This window comes from Brevibacillus centrosporus (assembly GCF_003710815.1).
Taxonomy (GTDB): Bacteria; Bacillota; Bacilli; order Brevibacillales; family Brevibacillaceae; genus Brevibacillus; species Brevibacillus centrosporus.
Map to the genome: position 1 here is coordinate 24569 of NZ_RHHP01000016.1, position 16477 is coordinate 41045.

General features: G+C 48.6%; 17 protein-coding genes and 1 riboswitch. All 17 genes read right to left on the reverse strand.

Going from position 1 to position 16477, the window contains the following annotated elements; translation table 11 throughout:
- Nucleotides 1-54: 54 nt before the first annotated feature.
- The gene (locus EDM55_RS15610) at nt 55-861 is read right to left on the reverse strand and encodes a flagellin N-terminal helical domain-containing protein (RefSeq protein WP_122960728.1); all 807 of its coding nucleotides are present in this window, start codon (nt 859-861) and stop codon (nt 55-57) included.
- A 180-nt stretch (nt 862-1041) separates the two neighbouring features.
- The gene (gene csrA / locus EDM55_RS15615; RefSeq protein ID WP_122960729.1) at nt 1042-1302 is read right to left on the reverse strand and encodes a carbon storage regulator CsrA; all 261 of its coding nucleotides are present in this window, start codon (nt 1300-1302) and stop codon (nt 1042-1044) included.
- A gap of 5 nt (nt 1303-1307) precedes the next feature.
- Complete coding sequence (locus tag EDM55_RS15620) at nt 1308-1739, reverse strand: flagellar assembly protein FliW (RefSeq protein WP_122960730.1); 432 nt, start codon at nt 1737-1739, stop codon at nt 1308-1310.
- Nucleotides 1740-1760: 21 nt separating this feature from the next.
- Nucleotides 1761-2324, reverse strand: a complete 564-nt coding sequence (locus EDM55_RS15625; protein WP_122960731.1) for a DUF6470 family protein — start codon at nt 2322-2324, stop codon at nt 1761-1763.
- Between the two features lie 18 nt (nt 2325-2342).
- A complete protein-coding gene (gene flgL / locus EDM55_RS15630) occupies nt 2343-3230 on the reverse strand; it encodes a flagellar hook-associated protein FlgL (protein ID WP_122960732.1) in 888 nt (295 codons plus the stop codon).
- 30 nt (nt 3231-3260) lie between these two features.
- On the reverse strand, nt 3261-4730 hold the full coding sequence (gene flgK / locus EDM55_RS15635) for a flagellar hook-associated protein FlgK (RefSeq protein ID WP_122960733.1): 1470 nt from the start codon (nt 4728-4730) through the stop codon (nt 3261-3263).
- A gap of 12 nt (nt 4731-4742) precedes the next feature.
- Entirely contained in the window at nt 4743-5234 is a 492-nt protein-coding gene (locus EDM55_RS15640) for a flagellar protein FlgN (RefSeq protein WP_122960810.1), read from the reverse strand.
- 41 nt (nt 5235-5275) lie between these two features.
- The gene (gene flgM / locus EDM55_RS15645) at nt 5276-5554 is read right to left on the reverse strand and encodes a flagellar biosynthesis anti-sigma factor FlgM (protein WP_092275456.1); all 279 of its coding nucleotides are present in this window, start codon (nt 5552-5554) and stop codon (nt 5276-5278) included.
- Between the two features lie 113 nt (nt 5555-5667).
- Nucleotides 5668-6096 (reverse strand): TIGR03826 family flagellar region protein, encoded by a 429-nt coding sequence (locus tag EDM55_RS15650; RefSeq protein ID WP_092275453.1) that lies wholly within the window; start codon nt 6094-6096, stop codon nt 5668-5670.
- An 83-nt stretch (nt 6097-6179) separates the two neighbouring features.
- Entirely contained in the window at nt 6180-6944 is a 765-nt protein-coding gene (locus tag EDM55_RS15655) for a ComF family protein (protein WP_122960734.1), read from the reverse strand.
- Nucleotides 6941-8881: an ATP-dependent helicase ComFA gene (locus tag EDM55_RS15660; RefSeq protein WP_246071100.1), complete on the reverse strand. Its 1941-nt coding sequence runs from the start codon at nt 8879-8881 to the stop codon at nt 6941-6943. The genes EDM55_RS15655 and EDM55_RS15660 overlap by 4 nt, the downstream gene beginning before the upstream one ends.
- A 121-nt stretch (nt 8882-9002) precedes the next feature.
- Nucleotides 9003-9368: a glycosyltransferase family 2 protein gene (locus EDM55_RS15665; RefSeq protein WP_122960736.1), complete on the reverse strand. Its 366-nt coding sequence runs from the start codon at nt 9366-9368 to the stop codon at nt 9003-9005.
- 50 nt (nt 9369-9418) lie between these two features.
- Nucleotides 9419-10126 carry a response regulator gene (locus tag EDM55_RS15670; RefSeq protein WP_092275442.1) on the reverse strand — a complete coding sequence of 236 codons (708 nt, stop codon included), beginning with the start codon at nt 10124-10126 and terminating at the stop codon, nt 9419-9421.
- A 32-nt stretch (nt 10127-10158) separates the two neighbouring features.
- A complete protein-coding gene (locus EDM55_RS15675) occupies nt 10159-11301 on the reverse strand; it encodes a sensor histidine kinase (protein ID WP_122960737.1) in 1143 nt (380 codons plus the stop codon).
- A gap of 495 nt (nt 11302-11796) precedes the next feature.
- Entirely contained in the window at nt 11797-13008 is a 1212-nt protein-coding gene (gene metK / locus EDM55_RS15680) for a methionine adenosyltransferase (protein WP_092275436.1), read from the reverse strand.
- Nucleotides 13009-13141: 133 nt separating this feature from the next.
- Nucleotides 13142-13244, reverse strand: a riboswitch (SAM riboswitch).
- A 53-nt stretch (nt 13245-13297) separates the two neighbouring features.
- Nucleotides 13298-13744, reverse strand: coding sequence for a hypothetical protein (locus EDM55_RS15685; RefSeq protein WP_092275433.1), 447 nt, complete (start codon nt 13742-13744; stop codon nt 13298-13300).
- Between the two features lie 27 nt (nt 13745-13771).
- The gene (locus EDM55_RS15690; RefSeq protein ID WP_373863367.1) at nt 13772-16288 is read right to left on the reverse strand and encodes a S8 family serine peptidase; all 2517 of its coding nucleotides are present in this window, start codon (nt 16286-16288) and stop codon (nt 13772-13774) included.
- Nucleotides 16289-16477: the final 189 nt, after the last annotated feature.

A 16477-nucleotide genomic window follows, 5' to 3' on the forward strand; every position in this document is an offset into this window, starting at 1 on the left:
AGAAAAGGTCCATCGACGAATCAATGGACCTTTCTCCACTTTTTACACTGTCAATTAACGAAGCAAGCTGAGAACGTTTTGTGGCTGTTGGTTTGCTTGAGCCAGCATGGAAGTAGCAGCTTGGGAAAGGATGTTGTTCTTGGTGTATTCGCTCATTTCTTTCGCCATATCTACGTCACGAATACGGGACTCAGCAGCTTGCAGGTTTTCCGAAGTAGCATCGAGGTTCTTTTGAGTATGTTCCATATGGTTTTGCAGGGCACCAAAAGAGGAACGGAGGGTGTTTACTGCTTCAATTGCACTATCGATCGCACCCAGTTCAGTTTTAGCGTTAGCGTTAGATGTCATATCACCAGTCAAGCCAATAGCGCTTGATTGCATGTCGCCGCCGGTAATGGTGATTTTGTCCCCGGAGTTTGCACCAAATTGGATGTCAATTGATGTTGCAGCATTGAGCATTTTAATTCCGTTAAAGTCCGTTTTTGTAGCGATGTCATCGATTGCAGATTTCAATTCAGTGTATTCCGCGTCGATCGCTGCCAGGTCAGTTGTGTTATAGGTACCGCTGGAAGCTTGCACAGCCAGTTCTTTTGCACGAGTCAACATATCGGATACTTCAGTCAGTGCACCCTCAGCAGTTTGTGCCAAAGAAATACCATCTTGAGTATTACGAGAGCCTTGAGTCAGCGATTTAATTTGAGCACGCATTTTTTCGGAGATGGACAGACCAGCAGCATCGTCAGCCGCACGGTTGATGCGGTAGCCGGAGCTCAATTTCTCCATGGATTTGCTAGAGTTGGTATCGTTGATGCTCAGTTGACGATGAGTGTTCATTGCAGACAGGTTGTGGTTAATACGCATGAAAAATTCCTCCTTGAATGTGTGTGATAGGAACGTCCTTGTTCCGTATTTGCGTTCGGGTCCTTGCTATCGCGCGTCTAGCAAATGTCCCTTACAATATAGTTATCGACAGGGTGTAATCGGTTTTTTAGTCTTTTTTTGAAAAAAAACAAAAAAAGATGCACAAACCTGTCGAGAGGTCTATGCATCCTGGTCTTCTGCGGCATGTTTTGATTGCATCAAAAGTGTTGCCAATTCCTGTAGATCGATTTCCTTCTGGTTCAAGACGGCGCCTTTATTTTCGCTTTTGATCGACTCGTAGATTTCGTCCCGATAGATGGAGATGTGTTTAGGCGCCTCGATCCCCAGCTTCACGTTCTCCCCGTCGATACTGACCACTTTCAGCACAATATCTTCCTGGATAACGAGAGACTGTCCGACTTTACGCGACAAGACAAGCATGGATATCACCTGCTTTTCATAATGGCTGGAAGCAGCGGTTCTTTTACTTTGTACATCTCGGTGTCCAAGATGATTTGCAGGGCTGAACCGTTGGCCGGGTTCACCACAATGGGAGCTTTCAGATTAACGGTAGCTGCCTTGAGTCCGCTCCCCCAATTGACGATGGAAAAGACGAGAATTTTGCTCTCCTTGTTCAGTTGAAGGAGATCCTGCTCTTGCTTGGGTAGTTCGAAATCGTAGTCTCCAAAGTAATCAAAGGTATGCAACAACAGGAAAGAAAATTCTTCGCTGTCAGGCATTAATCGGTAAAAGGGAGTGCCTTCTGCAGGTTCAAGAATCTTGTAGTGCTGGATTCCCGAAAATCCGGGAATATCCCGCACAAACCGGACTGTGCTTGCCGCTGGAGTAGACACCTTTCTTTTTTCTTGAGCCAACATTATTCCCCTCCAAGACTTGCTCTATACCTCTGTATCATATCTGTTCACTTCAACATTGATCCAGTTTTTTTGCTTGATGTAGGTCTCTACCTGCCCTCGTATCAAGTTGATTTCAGGCTTATGTGGAGTTACTGTCACCTCTGGCTTGCTTATATTCCACTCTATATTGAGCTTGTCAGGTGTAAACCGAATGTTCATGTAATCGGGGTTATATGGCAATTTGTAAGGCTCTTTTGTTTCCAGTCGCCTATTGTTGATCTGATTGGCAATCGATGTCTGCTTGTTTCCGATCTTCATCAATTGATCGCCTTCTTGGGACTTCGCCACGATATATTCCGTTAGCTGCTCGCTGGCATAATCGGCGAACTCGGAGATACGACGTGCCGCGCTCTTTAAATCGAGATTGGCACGGGCCTCTGTCGTATCGACGTTCAGCGAGCCTCTAATCCTCTCGACTGTTATTTCTGGAGGCTTCTGCTTGATGGAGATGTCAGCAGGTTGCTGCTCGATATCTACTTTTGGCTCTTGGATATTCATATCAATTTGAGTAAAGCCCTGACTAATTCGAATTTGGGGAATCCTCATCAGATCCCCCTCCTTTCATTATTTTAAATAATCTACCAACGATGTCTGGATTACCCTTGCGCCAATACTCAAGGCAGATTGATACACACTTTCTTGCATTTTCAATTCGGTGTAAACCTCGGACATATCAGCATCTTCATTGTCGGACATTAAAGTATTAATATTCAAGTTTTGACTTTCCAGTCGGCTTTGGGTCAGCTCCAACCGATTGACCCGAGCACCTAAAGCTGTCCGGGCAGACAATACAGTGCGTGTCTTGTCGTCCACCTCATCCGTGTAACTAGCTGCCGATTGTCCGGATCTTAACGTGTTGGAGATGTTGGTCATCAACGAGAAAATGTTATCGGTAGTGGAGGGAGACGAGAAAACGTCTACCCCTTTTACATTGACAGGCAGGTATACTCCCTCACTCACTTCGAAATTGATGTCACCGGTATTTGTGTTGACAAAAGTTTTGGTGGCTGAATCGTACGGAGGATTGTCAGAGTCAGTTCCAGCAAAAACATAATAGCCTCCCAACGTCTGATTGGCAGTTGCTCCAATCTGTTCGCGGAGTTGGTCGATCTCATCCGCAATCGCGTTCAAGGAAGTAGCGTCCATGACACCCCCCGACTGAGTGACAAGCTCCTTTACCCGCTGCATAACCAGCCCCACATCATCGAGAGCCTGGTCAGCCGTATCCATCCAGGCGCTTGCCTGGTCTGCATTTCTCTGATACTGTTCGTTTTGGTTCAGCGCGGTACGGTAGAACATCCCTCTGCTGGCGACTACCGGATCATCCGATGGCCGTGAGATCACACGGCCCGTAGATGATTGCTCCTGTAGCTTACTCATTTTGTTCATAGACGTATTTAAATTTCGAAGCATGTTGCTATTTAGCATTGTCTGCGTTATTCGCGTCGCCATACTTTTTACTCACTCCCACTCGTCACAACATTAGAGGCCTACTCGTCCCATGCCATTAATCAATTTATCCAACATCTCGTCTACGGTTGTCATCATTCTTGCTGAAGAACTGTACGCAGATTGGTATTTGACCATTTCTGCCATTTCTTCATCAATGGATACTCCCGATACAGACTGTCGTTGAGATTCTATTTGTTCAGTCATCAGCTCTGTGTTTTCGACTTGACGTTGTACTTCTTGGCTCTGTGTGCCAAGCTCTGAAATGGTATAACGATAGTAATCGTCCAAATTCGTAGTTGCCGCTATTGTTCCATCCGCATTTGTGATCGCAAGGGTTTGGTACTTAATCTTGGCAATATCCAAAGCATTGCTGCCATCTCCTGTAGCAGCACTTGCCGGCTTGGCCGTCGCAATATTATTCAGATTTCCTCTTATTAAAGGATTCACTGAAATTTTGTTTGCTCCTGTAGGATCCTTAGAAGCATCACTTGAATCAACAAAGAATGGAATATCTGATTTTGCCGTATTCCCTGCTTGGAGATCCGTAATACTAACCCCTTCTCGATGAACCTTGTTTAATTCTCTCGTAAAATTGGAGGCTAGGATATCCAACTTATTCATCATTTGAGGGATATCACCGGAGCGATTTTCGTAAATCCCAGCCAAACTACCCGAAATAGGGGTAAAAGCTGCTCCTCCTAAAGTTATATCTACCAACCCAGTTGTTGGGTTTTCCGTCGCAACCATAGCATTAAAGTTCTGTTCTGTAACAAGCGGTTGTCCATCTATCGTTACATTCACCATTCCGTTAGCAGCATTCGTTATCTTCGTATCTGCTAGTTTGGATAGCTTATCGATGAGCAGATCCCGTTTGTCATAGAGATCATTGGGCTGATAGCCGCTTGGAACCAGCTTATTTATTTGCGAATTGAGGTCCGCAATCTGGGTCGCAATAGAATTGACATCCTGTACTTTTGACTTCAATTCTTCATCTTTATTGTTTTGCAGCTCAGATAGCTGTGTATATAGAGCAGTGAATGTATCTGATACTGCCAGTGCACGCTCGACAACAACAGAACGCGTCGATGCCTCCTGAGGATTCTGAGAGAGATCTTCCCATGACTGCCAGAATTTATCCATTACATTTTGCAAGCCATTATCTGACGGTTCGTTTAAAATACCCTCAATTTGTGTCAGTCCGCTTTGCTTTGATTCGTAATAGCCAAAATGCTTATTCTGAGATCGATACTGATTATCCAGATAAACTTCACGCATTCGCTGAATTTCTGTAGCCTGCACCCCTGTTCCCAATTGGCCTGCTGTTGTAGCAGTGTTCAAGCCAGGAACGGGAATAGCATTGGCAGCTTCCAAGTTCACACGTTGTCTGGTGTATCCTGCTGTATTCGCGTTCGATACATTGTGAGCCGTCGTATTCAATGCGGTTTGCTGAGCAAACAATCCTCGCTTATTTACTTCGATGCCATGAAATGTCGATGTCATTTCAACACCTCTTTACGCTTTTTTATTAAAAAAAGTTCGATTAGCCTGACGATAGCCTTCGGAGGCAGGATTGCCGTATATGAAATCGTCCTCCGGTGTATCGGTGATCAGGTCGAGCGTTATGTTTACAAAAGAAAGGGATTGCTTTAGCAACTGCTGATTCAGTTCATTCGCATCACGCAGTTCGTAAACAATCCGGCTCAGTTCGTTGCGACAGACGGTCAGTCGCGTTTTCTCTTCCGCACTGGTCGTCAACTTGATCAATTCAGCCAGTGTGCCTTCCTGCAGCGTAAAGCCTTTTTCGGTTGTCAGCTCTCTTACTACATTCAGACGGGCTGTTTCTGCTGCTGTAATTCCCTTGATCAGCTTTTGCTCTTGGCTCGTTATCGCCACAAGCTCATTCACATTTCCTTTAACTAGCACATCTTTCTTGTGCGTAGCCAAGGTGTACAAGGCCTTGTGCAACTGGATCAAGTTGTCGAGCAGCTCGTAGAGCATTTCCATTTTCGTCATCGTTGAATTCTCCCTCGTCTTCCCTGGAGAGCCTATTTGTTCTTTTGCCAGAAGGAAAGGAATTTCTCTGCGATTTTTTCACTCGGCACGCGATACGTTCCCTCTTCTACCTGCTTTTTCAGTTGATCTACTTTTTCCCGACGCTGCGGTGAATCTGGATCTTCCAGCTGCTTCAGCATTTCCAACGCCTCGGTTGAAATGTTCACTTCATCTTTCCCCATCGGGATCTTGCCGGATTTACCTACCTGGGAGTTACCAGTCTTGTTATAGGCATTGATCATACCGATACGATTGGGCTCATTAATCCGCATGTGAAAACCATCCTCTCAAACCACCGGACATGAATGATGTAAAAAACCGATGATACTTCTTAGTAGTATCATCGGCAATTTCGCTGCGCCCGATTAGTTTTTTTGTTACAAAACTATTCGTCAGTATTCCTCTTTCCTCGATAGGCCGCTGTCGAATTCCCTGGATTTTTCTCCTCATCAAGACGTCTCATGACTTCCAAATCCTGCGTGATATCATGCTTCAAACTATCAATGCATGAATCACAAAGATTACCGGTGTGTATCAAAGAATCGCAACGCTCGCATGGATATCCGAGATGCGGGTTGCCAGCAATGGATATACGGCCTTCTTTAATAAATTTCGTGATTTGCTTCACACTGACGCCAGTTACTTCACTCACCTGGTAAATGTTAGAGCCTCGATTTTCCCGTTTGCGCAAAAACCGGGCACACAGCTCATACTCCTGTTCCACCTGCTGATAGCACTTCGGACAAATATCGCGGACAGCTTGTACAAAAAGTGCATCACAGCGTGAACAATTGGCAAGTTTGCCCAAAGACATAATGCCACCCCCTACATTCCTTCCATAAATTTTCCGTTCAACTTGATGTATTTTCTAATGATACTCCAGTTTTCACAGACTGGCTATCGATAGATCGTCAGGGAATAAATGCTGCCATGGGGACCTGCGTGTGCAAGGATTGTTTTTGCACATGAACGCAATGTAGATCCTGTCGTGTAAATATCATCTAGCAAAAGAACGCGGTATGAACCAGACACGTTCTTTTGGACACGCTCACCCGCCCACGAAAACGCACCCTCCATGCTTTCTACACGAGCGGTACGGCCTGCCTGCTTGCTTAGCTGGGCGGTCATTTTTGTACGGACCAGAAGCGAGCGAACAGGGATTCCTAGATCGGCACTCAGGCGCTTTGCCAGGAGATCAACCTGATTGAAGCCTCTCTCCTGCAAACGTTGGGCATGAAGAGGGACTGTCGTGATGCAATCAAACGCGATCGCTTCGTAATAACGATAAAACGCAATCGTTAGCAGCTTGGCAAAAAAATCAGCCAATCGTTCCTCGCCACGATATTTAAACGTGCTCAGCAAATTTTTTCCCCATTCATTATATCGGAGCAAACTGCGGTTGCTTTGAAGTGTTTCTGCCGTGATATTATGACAATCCGAACACAATTGGCTTCCTTCCCGTCCACATTGCGGACAGCTTGGTCCAAGCATTACGGGCAGCTGATTCATGCAGATTCCACATAGCGTCAAGCCAGCTACCAAGCGATACATGACCGGGTAGCGCGTTCGACTGGCTAGCTGACCAGCCAAACTGCGAACAGCCGACTCTTTTACTCGCTCGTTTAAGCGACCACCACAGCCTAGGCAAGTATCGTATCTCATGCCCGCTCCTCCTGTGCCTCTTGCAGCTTCGCAAGCTGGTTCATACGCCTGATCTGCCTGACTGCCGCTTTTGGAGAGGCAGCGCGCTCAGCCTGCAAAAACAGCACTACACCCATAGGATCATCGCTGGACCGTCCTACTCGTCCCGCAATTTGCACCAGGGACGCTTCGTCAAAAACAGGAGCCTCTGCTCCCAGTACCACAACATCACTTCGCGGGATCGTGACGCCTCTCTCCAAAATCGTGGTTGTTACCATGAGACGGTAACGTTTTTCCCGGAAAGAGCGGACCTTCTCGTCACGCTGTGGATCGGCAGCATGCACACCTGCCATTTGGGAGGCCAAGTCCGGAAAGAAAGTCGTCAAATAGGCAAGGACACGCTCCACATCGTCAATACGCGGAACAAACAAGAACAGCTGCCTCCCCTCCGCGAGCGTGCTTCGTACGATTTGAAGCAGGGAGGAGATAGGCCTGTTTGCCCGCATGCGCTTGTACAAGCCTGGGATGGTCTCGATGCGCGGGACCGGGAGCGCAGAACCATGATAGCGCCCAGGCAGCAGTACATGGGTAGAGGACCGCAGGAGCGGGAGTTTGGACTTTTTTAAAACGAGCTTCTCTTTTCTTTCGGCTACCAGTCTTTTTTGGAGGTATTGCGGGGGAGTGGCGCTCAAAAAAAGCAGCTTTCCTTCGAGCTTTACTGCTCTGGCTACCGCCCTCTCCAGCATTGGATTGTTATGGTAGGGAAAAGCATCCACCTCATCGAGTACCACGAGCGGAAAGCGTTGATAATAGCGCATGACCTGATGTGTGGTCGCAATCGTAATATCCGCTTCCTCCCACTTTTCCAGACTGGATCCATGGACAGCAATGACACGAGCATCAGGAAAGACCCGCTGCAAGCGCGGAGCAAGCTCTAGAACCACATCCTTGCGGGGAGTTGCGATCAGAACCCTGCCTCCCGTCGATAACGCCACTTCGATCGATGGAAAAAGAAGCTCAGTCTTGCCCGCTCCACAAACAGCCCAAATAAGAAACTGCGACAAACCGGGGCGGGGATTGGCCACGTACCTTCTTGCCTGTTCTGCAGCTACCGCCTGATCGCGGGAAAAGCTACCCGACCAGTGCAGCCTTGCTGTCTTCCGCCCTGCTTCACGCTCGTCACTGGCTGCCTCCCTCGTCGCGGGAACCAGCAAGTACGGTGTGCAGCACTTGCTTCGGCCCATCCCCAGGCAAACCGTACAATAGGCGCAGCCCTGCCCGCAGGAATGACATACGGTGTATTCAATATCCTTAGCCCTGCTCCCGCACCTTTCGCAGCTCATTTCCAGCCGATGCTTCCACCAGCTCTTTTTAATCGCGAAACGTATTCCCGGCCGCCACTGTGCTCGCTCAGACAAAACCATCCTTTGCAAAACGGCAGTCAAGTCGTGAATAGGAGCCTCTCTCTTCAATAGCAGCGTCTCAGTCTCCTCCCACAGCAAGGCACGGCCGTCGAGGACCTTTTGAATTGTCGAAGTCGCCAAGCGCAGCTTCAGCTTCTGCCCATCGTCTTCCACTATCTCCGGGGTTACCGAGACCGACCAATCCCCCGTCTCCCATGTAAACCATTCAGGCCCTGGAGGTTCCACTCCCGCCATGTCACGCCCGTAAAGGACAGCTGTCTCCCGCACTTGCTGTACGGCCAGCTCCCGCAATTCGGCAAGTCCTTCCTCGCTCATCGGATGGGAAGTCCCGTACTGCTCCTTCAGGCGTGCGTTGACAATCTCCCGCAACGAAAAAGCCAGAGCTAGTGACGGACTCTTGCCGATGACATGCAGCTTACACCCCTCCCGCTCTTGCCAAAACGACTGATCTACGGCAAAGCAGGGCGTCACATAGGCTTGTGCAGACAGCATCTTTTCCGCTCCTGTCTTGATGTAGAGCAAATACTCGCGCACACAGCTTCCCTCCCGAATCGATCTCATTTGCCCTCAGTGTGCAAAAAGACAGGGAGCGTCGGCAAATATTTTTGCACGAAAAAAAGCACCGCCCGTGAGCAGTGCTTTTTGTTCCATTTTTTCACGTACTGGATTCCTGTCGCAAATCAATGACGATGTGTGACTGATTCTGCTCCTCCTGTCCCTCTTCCAATAACCGAAAGAAGTACGGGTAGCGCTCATAGATGCTGACCATACGTCTGGTATGATCTGATGATCCAGCGTCAATCAAGGATATGCGGATAGGCTTGCCACTCCAATAGGAACGAAACAGCAAGCGTCGAATCACTCTCTCCAGCACTTGCTCGGAATCCCGTACCAATACTTTGTAGTGCTGCTGCGGGATTTCTGCATCCCTTTTCATGCTTCTCGCCCATTTGTCAGCCAAAAGCACAAGCAAAGAGGAGCAGCCATATGCCGCTAACAGCCACAGTAGAAGTTCTTCCATCACGGTCATACCTCCTCCACTAACAAGGTATGCCGGACAGCCTTTTTTCGCTACAGCTTCACCCAACCATTTTTAATGGAGATGACAACAGCCTGCGTACGGTCTTGCACATTCAGCTTTTGCAAAATGCTGCTGACGTGATTCTTTACCGTTTTCTCACTGATGAACAAAAACTCCCCGATAGCCCGGTTGCTTTTGCCTTCTGCCATCAGCTGCAGCACTTCACGCTCGCGGCGTGTCAAAGACTCGATCACTTTTGGATCGATCATCTGCGAGTCATCCAGGGAGAAGCTGCGTTCTGCCGCCCCTTCCTGTTCACTCAAGCGACGGAATTCCTCGATCAGCTTGCCCGTTACTTTTGGATGGATATAAGCTCCACCGCTTGCTACAACGCGCACAGCGTCTACGAGGTCGCTCGTCCCCATTTCTTTCAACAGGTAGCCAGAAGCTCCCGAGCGAAGCGTGCGATATACATAGCCTTCGTCATCATGAATCGAGAGCATGATCACACGCGTATTTGGACTTACCGAAATCACATTCTCCGCTGCGGAAACCCCGTTGATATTCGGCATGTTGATGTCCATCAGCAATACGTCTGGCTTATGCTCTTCTGCCAGCAGGGCAGCCTCTCCACCGTCTGCTCCTTCACCGACAACCTTAAAATCGTTTTCCATTTCTAAAATACGCTTCACGCCTTCGCGGAACAATTGATGGTCGTCCACAATCACGATACGGAGCTCTTGCTGTCTCTTATCCATGACTCATCCCCCTGTGTAAGTTCTATATTTTTTCACATTTTAAGCGGTATTTGAAAAATAACCTTCGTTCCTTCACCTGGCGCCGATTGCATTTCAACAGAGCCTTCCAGCAGCTGAACGCGCTCTCTCATGCCCAGCAAACCGAACGAGCCGCCGTTTGCCAGTCGCTTCTCCAGATCAAAGCCGACACCGTCGTCCTTTACTACAAGACTCAAGGACTCCTGAACAAATTCCAGCTTCACTTGAACCGTGTTTGCTCGCGCATGCTTTTCCACATTGTTCAGGCATTCCTGAACCAAACGGAAAATCGCGGCTTTCACCGAGCTGCGAAGTGGAGGCTCCACACCAAATACTACCAGATCAATGGAAGACTCGATACGCTCTTCGCAAGTTTGTATGTATTTCTGCAGTGTTGGTACCAGGCCTAGATCATCCAATGCCATTGGGCGCAGGTCGAAAATGATTCTTCTCACATCGGCCAAGCTCATCCGAACCATTTCTTTCAGCTCATGCAACTCCATCTGTGCTTCCAGAATCCGTTCGTTCTTTAACATTTTTTCAACGATCTCCGAGCGCAGCACTACATTCGCCATCGACTGTGCAGGACCATCATGGATTTCACGCGCTACCCGCTTGCGTTCTTCCTCCTGAGCCTGGATGACTTTCAACCCCATCAATTGATGCTGCTTAGCTGATTCCAACGCTTCTCCGATCTTGCTCAGATCACCAGTGAGGTAACCCAAAACCACTCCCATCTGGGACACTAGCTTTTCCGCACGATCGATGGTCTCTTCCAGCGTGCGCAATTGACGTTCCAAATCATTGCGTCTACGCTTCAGGTTGTTTTCCCGCTCCCGATAAATCGATAGCTCGACCTGGATACGGCTCGCTTCTTCATAGGCAATCCGGATGTCTTCCTCCGTGTACATCTGAAAGTTGCGGCTAACCAGGGCAAGTCGGTTGCGTGATTTGCGATACGCCAGCTCCAGCGCATCTACCTTTTGAATGACTTTTGAAATTTCCTGACGCAGCTCATGCAAATCGAGCTTTAACGAATTCCCTTGCTGTCTTGCGTTTTCGGCTATATCAAATATTTGGGTTTTGCTTGTTTCTACCGTTTCAATCGTTCGTTTAATAACTCCATCGAGCACGCTAATGTCAATCGCCTTGTTCATGATTGCTCTCCTTCAAACAAGTATTTCGCTTTCGTGAACAGCTGATGGAGGTCTGCTTTCGTCCATACAACTACCAAAATCTCTATACTATTGTTTCGGTTTTGTTGTTGCCTTTTTTTAGGGCATGACGTTTGGCTCAGCACTCTTGGCTACGCTTATGCTTATAGACGTATCAACATGGGGAGAAGGTTGCACTTCAGGCACATTTTTTTCTTTCGATCCCTCGCCCATGATTCCAACGGTCACGTTTTCGGTCAAAAAGTTTATCTACAAAAAAGGAAGAGCCTTTATTCAGCCAATACTCCCCCTTTACTTCCCTCATAAGATGATTCGACATAGTCCTACAAAATCCTTTGTAATCGGCTCCCCAATAAATGGACGGCTCGCTTGCGGAGTAGAAAATTTGACCGCAATAAGCCTTAGAAATCAGAGCGAATTTTCACCACACAAAAAAAGAGCCTAGCGGATAAACTAGGCTCTTTCGTCTGTTCCTTCTTATTTCACGAGTGCAGCAGCATCTTGCTTCAGTGCATCTGCTTTGTCTGTTTGCTCCCAAGGAACATTCAGGTCGTTGCGGCCGAAGTGACCATACGCTGCAGTTTGTTTGTAAATCGGACGACGCAGGTCCAGTTGCTTAATGATACCAGCAGGACGCAGGTCAAAATGTTTACGAACCAATTTTACCAACTCTTCTTCGGAAACGGTTCCTGTGCCAAAAGTATCGACTGCGATCGATACAGGCTGTGCTACCCCAATGGCATAAGCCACTTGAACTTCGCATTTGTCAGCCAGACCTGCAGCTACGATGTTTTTCGCTACATAACGAGCAGCGTATGCGCCGGAACGGTCCACTTTTGTTGGATCTTTACCGGAGAACGCACCGCCGCCATGACGTGCATAACCGCCGTAGGTATCTACGATGATTTTGCGACCAGTCAAACCAGCATCCCCTTGTGGTCCGCCAATTACGAAACGGCCAGTTGGGTTGATGAAGTATTTAGTATCCGCGTCCAGCAATTCAGCAGGAACAACAGGCTTGATTACGTGCTCTACGAGGTCTTTCTTGATTTGCTCCAAAGTGGTCTCAGGAGCGTGTTGAGTAGAAATAACGATGGTGTCGATACGAACTGGCTTGTCACCATCGTATTCAACCGTTACTTGCGTTTTTCCATCTGGACGCAGGTAAGACAGGGTATCGTTTTTGCGTACTTCTGTCAGACGGCGAGCCAGTTGGTGAGCCATGCTGATTGGCAGTGGCATCAGTTCAGGTGTCTCGTTGCAAGCAAATCCGAACATCAGACCTTGGTCACCAGCACCGATTGCTTCGATTTCAGCGTCGGACATTTGACCTTCACGTGCTTCCAGAGCTTGGTCAACACCAAGAGCAATATCAGCAGACTGTTCGCCGATTGCAGTAATTACACCGCAAGTATCAGCGTCAAAACCAAATTTCGCACGATCGTAGCCAATGCCGCGAATGGTTTCGCGAACCAGCTTTTGAATGTCTACGTAGGTGTTTGTGGTGATTTCACCAGCAACCAGTACGAGACCTGTTGTTACGGATGTTTCGCAAGCGACACGAGCGTTTGGATCCTTGGACAGGATCGCATCCAAGATGGAATCGGAAATTTGGTCACAAATTTTATCCGGATGTCCTTCGGTTACGGATTCAGATGTGAACAGACGACGACCTTTTTGCAAAGCCATGAGAAAATACCTCCTTTGACCTCATACAAATAGTGTGGTAGCCGAGTCAGGATTTTATCGACGTAAACGCAATAAAAAAACCTTTTCCAACAAGTCGGAGGAAAAGGTTTGAGCGCTTTATGCTTCCTTCATCCTCTTATCGGCCAGAACAGATGTCCGTTCTGCTGGTTAGCACCGCTCTTTCGTCGGTTGCCGGGCTTCATAGGGCCAGTCCCTCCGCCTGCTCTGGATAAGAGTATCCATTACGGATTATAGAATAATTGTTTTTCTCTATGGTGTCAATAGACTTTTATCGGAGTGTATATTTCCCTCGAACCATCACGTGAGAAATCCCATCGTAACCAGGTGCGAGACGCAATCCGCGGTTGTCAGAACGGGCAATCAGAAGCAGGTGATTCGTACCGACCACAGCTCCACCGCGAAGGTCTACACCCGCTGTCAGGTCAGTCAGACCATCTCCATTGTTGCCCGCTACAGCTTGTACTTTTCCTGTACGAACAATAAATTCTGTGCCTTCAAAGCCGTACAGCGTCTGTCCAGGATTTACCTCAACGACTGTCAGCGTACTGCCTCCACCGCCGGCTGCCTGAATTTGCTGGTCGACGTAGCTTTTGGTAACCACAGGATCGTCTACAGAACCGGGTACGCCTCCCACGCCATCTGCCATCGCCTGAGAGGCAAATATTGCTGTTCCCCCAATCGCAGCTGCGAGCAGGCCTTTTGTGACTGGTTTCATCCTTATTATCCTCCCCAGATTTTGCGGTTAAAATTTATAAGCTTTTGTAATCAATACCACAACCTCTGCCCGAGTGGCAATACCCTGTGGCTTGAACGTGGAACCATAACCGTTTAACCAATTGCGTGAAGTCAATGCCTCAATGGCTGGGGAAGCCCAGTGACTGGTCGGTACATCCCGATAGCTGGACGTGCTGCGTTTGTACAGCAGTACATTGTGCGCACGGGCAATCATGGAAGCCATCTCTGCACGGGTTATCGGCTGATCGGGCTTCATCTGCTTGTTCGGATAGCCTTTCATGATTCCTACCTGATAAGCGATGCCCATGTTGTTATACGCCCAGTGCTTTTTCGGCAGATCACGGAAGGTCGTTTTACCCGTATAAGAGGAAGCTACTGGCAACCCATCCGAACGCATGGCCGAAATCAGCATTGTCGCAAACTGCGCGCGTGTCACAGCCTGATTTGGTTTGAACGTCGCGTCTCCAAAGCCTTTGACTATCCCACGATTGCTCAGGCGGACGATCTCAGAACGGGCCCAGTGGCTGGAAATGTCTCGATACCCACCGACCAGCACCTGCTGGTTCACGGTTAAACGGTAAGCATCGTATTTGAACGGAACGCCACTGTTCAGACGAATGTAATACTTGCCAGGCTGCAAACGCAGTCCGAAAATATCCTTGCCCTGATCGGAAAGCTCTGCCACTTCATTCGTGGAGGCCAATGCATAATTGAAATTATTTGCACTGTACAAGGCGATTCTCACGCCGGATGAGACCGGAATAAAGGGAGCGCGTACATAGACGTACGACTCTGAACCGACAGTAAATTGGAACCAGTCAGAATCGGTAGTAGTCGGCAGCGTCCCTGTCATGACGGTACCACCCGCCAGATAGGATGCCTGACGATACGCGTCATTCGGCTCGTTTACATCTTTTTTCACAGGCGTAAAGCTCAAGTCCAGCCTGTATTCGCCATTCACTGCATTTTGTTCATACTCACTTACACGGAGGAGGTACTTACCAGGAGATACCTCTTTGGATGCATGCTCCGCTGGGTCGTCACGATCACCGTTATCATACAGCGGATCCCATGTCGTGCTATTTCCCTGGCCCTGCTTGCCAATCGCAAGTACCGGATCCATACGCTTGTTGTCTGGTGTCACGGTCACATCCAGATGCCCATACTCACGGACATAATAGGAGAACCAATCTTGATCTCCCTCGGTGTGGAAGCTTCCGTTCACACTGATCTGGTTGCCTACAAGCGGTCTGGCCGTTCCGCTGGTGTCATTGCGCTCATTACGGTCCGGATTGATGCTGAATCTACTGGTCAGCACGTAGGAAAAGGCATTTACGCCCCCATTTCGCACGAGCCTGATGTCCATGCGTCCCGCTTTTGCCGAAACGGTAATCGTATCGCCGTTTCCGATGTAGTGTGTGACCGGCGTCCGATTTTCTGAATAAAAGGTAGCCGCCATCGGGGAAGATACAGTCGAATTCACCGATGCCGTAAAGCTGACTCTTCCATCGTACGGAACGTCCATTTTAAACCAGTCGGTGGTGTCGTTCGGACCAAGATTTCCACGTATTTGCTGTTCGATCGGAAATGCCTTGGCACGCGACAATACGTTGTTTGGTTCTAAAAAGTCCTGGGACATTGCTGAGGTTACTGCTTTTTCCACGTTGAGCAATCCGTAGCCCGTCCGCTTGTCCCATCCGCTTTCGCCCAGATTGGTCGCCGTTTGATAAAGCAGCTGCCTCACATCGATAGGCCTTAGCTTGGGATAACGGGCCATGATCAAAGCCGCAGCTCCAGCCACTTGAGGTGCAGCAGCAGACGTACCGCTAAAAGAACCGTACGTGCTGCCAAGCTTGGTCGTGTAAACGTTTAGGCCCGGTGCCATCAAATTCAGCTCTGGCCCTGAGTTCGACTCGTAGATAGGCTCGTTGTTGCTTTTTACTCCCCCTACAGCTATCACAGTTGGATAAGCAGCCGGATAAGCAACACGGTTCCCCTCGTTTCCACTCGCTGCAATCAGTACAGCCCCGCTCGCCTCTGCACGGTTAACGGCATTGGTCAGCGCTTTGGAATAGGACATGCTGCTCACCGACATGAGGATTACCTTGGCTCCTCGGTCCAGCGCAGTATTGATGCCCCTTGCTACGACATCCAAATCAGCGACTGCCCTGCTGTCCAATACTTTAATCGGCAAAACTTTCGCGTTCCACAAGACACCAGAAACACCGATGCTGTTGTTCCCCTTGGCCGCGAGTACGCCAGTGACTTCCGTACCATGCCCGTTGTCGTCCTGTGCGGAACGTCCAGCGTTCACAAGATTGATGCCCGGTAACAAATTCCCTTTCAGATCCGGATGATTGTAGTCTGCACCAGTATCCAGTACCGCAATAGTAATTGCTGTATTGCTGTTCACTGTTTGCCATGCCTTGTCTGCTCGAATCTGGGTGAGATGCTGCTGGTTATCGTAGTAGCGATCATTGGAATCAGCGAAAGCAACCATCGGCTTCACATCAACCAGCGTCATCGTGAAGCCTATCGCGAGCGCAAATGCTGCTCGTGTCCATTTCCTCATGAAAAACAGTCCTTCCTTCTCTCCCCTGCCGAAGGTGCAGTCTAAAAGGAATTCAGGTATTCTACTTCTTTTCTAAGCATAGCGGAACGAAAGGGAGACATGCAAGTTCGAATATCCAATATTTGGAATGTTCAACTAGTA

Excerpts from the sequence above, each read along its gene's own strand:
- EDM55_RS15610 (WP_122960728.1), bottom strand. The coding sequence starts at position 861 with ATGCGTATTAACCACAACCTGTCTGCAATGAACACTCATCGTCAACTG.
- csrA (WP_122960729.1), bottom strand. The coding sequence starts at position 1,302 with ATGCTTGTCTTGTCGCGTAAAGTCGGACAGTCTCTCGTTATCCAGGAA.
- EDM55_RS15620 (WP_122960730.1), bottom strand. The coding sequence starts at position 1,739 with ATGTTGGCTCAAGAAAAAAGAAAGGTGTCTACTCCAGCGGCAAGCACA.
- EDM55_RS15625 (WP_122960731.1), bottom strand. The coding sequence starts at position 2,324 with ATGAGGATTCCCCAAATTCGAATTAGTCAGGGCTTTACTCAAATTGAT.
- flgL (WP_122960732.1), bottom strand. The coding sequence starts at position 3,230 with ATGGCGACGCGAATAACGCAGACAATGCTAAATAGCAACATGCTTCGA.
- flgK (WP_122960733.1), bottom strand. The coding sequence starts at position 4,730 with ATGACATCGACATTTCATGGCATCGAAGTAAATAAGCGAGGATTGTTT.
- EDM55_RS15640 (WP_122960810.1), bottom strand. The coding sequence starts at position 5,234 with ATGGAAATGCTCTACGAGCTGCTCGACAACTTGATCCAGTTGCACAAG.
- flgM (WP_092275456.1), bottom strand. The coding sequence starts at position 5,554 with ATGCGGATTAATGAGCCCAATCGTATCGGTATGATCAATGCCTATAAC.
- EDM55_RS15650 (WP_092275453.1), bottom strand. The coding sequence starts at position 6,096 with ATGTCTTTGGGCAAACTTGCCAATTGTTCACGCTGTGATGCACTTTTT.
- EDM55_RS15655 (WP_122960734.1), bottom strand. The coding sequence starts at position 6,944 with ATGAGATACGATACTTGCCTAGGCTGTGGTGGTCGCTTAAACGAGCGA.
- EDM55_RS15665 (WP_122960736.1), bottom strand. The coding sequence starts at position 9,368 with ATGGAAGAACTTCTACTGTGGCTGTTAGCGGCATATGGCTGCTCCTCT.
- EDM55_RS15670 (WP_092275442.1), bottom strand. The coding sequence starts at position 10,126 with ATGGATAAGAGACAGCAAGAGCTCCGTATCGTGATTGTGGACGACCAT.
- EDM55_RS15675 (WP_122960737.1), bottom strand. The coding sequence starts at position 11,301 with ATGAACAAGGCGATTGACATTAGCGTGCTCGATGGAGTTATTAAACGA.
- metK (WP_092275436.1), bottom strand. The coding sequence starts at position 13,008 with ATGGCTTTGCAAAAAGGTCGTCGTCTGTTCACATCTGAATCCGTAACC.
- EDM55_RS15685 (WP_092275433.1), bottom strand. The coding sequence starts at position 13,744 with ATGAAACCAGTCACAAAAGGCCTGCTCGCAGCTGCGATTGGGGGAACA.
- EDM55_RS15690 (WP_373863367.1), bottom strand. The coding sequence starts at position 16,288 with ATGACGCTGGTTGATGTGAAGCCGATGGTTGCTTTCGCTGATTCCAAT.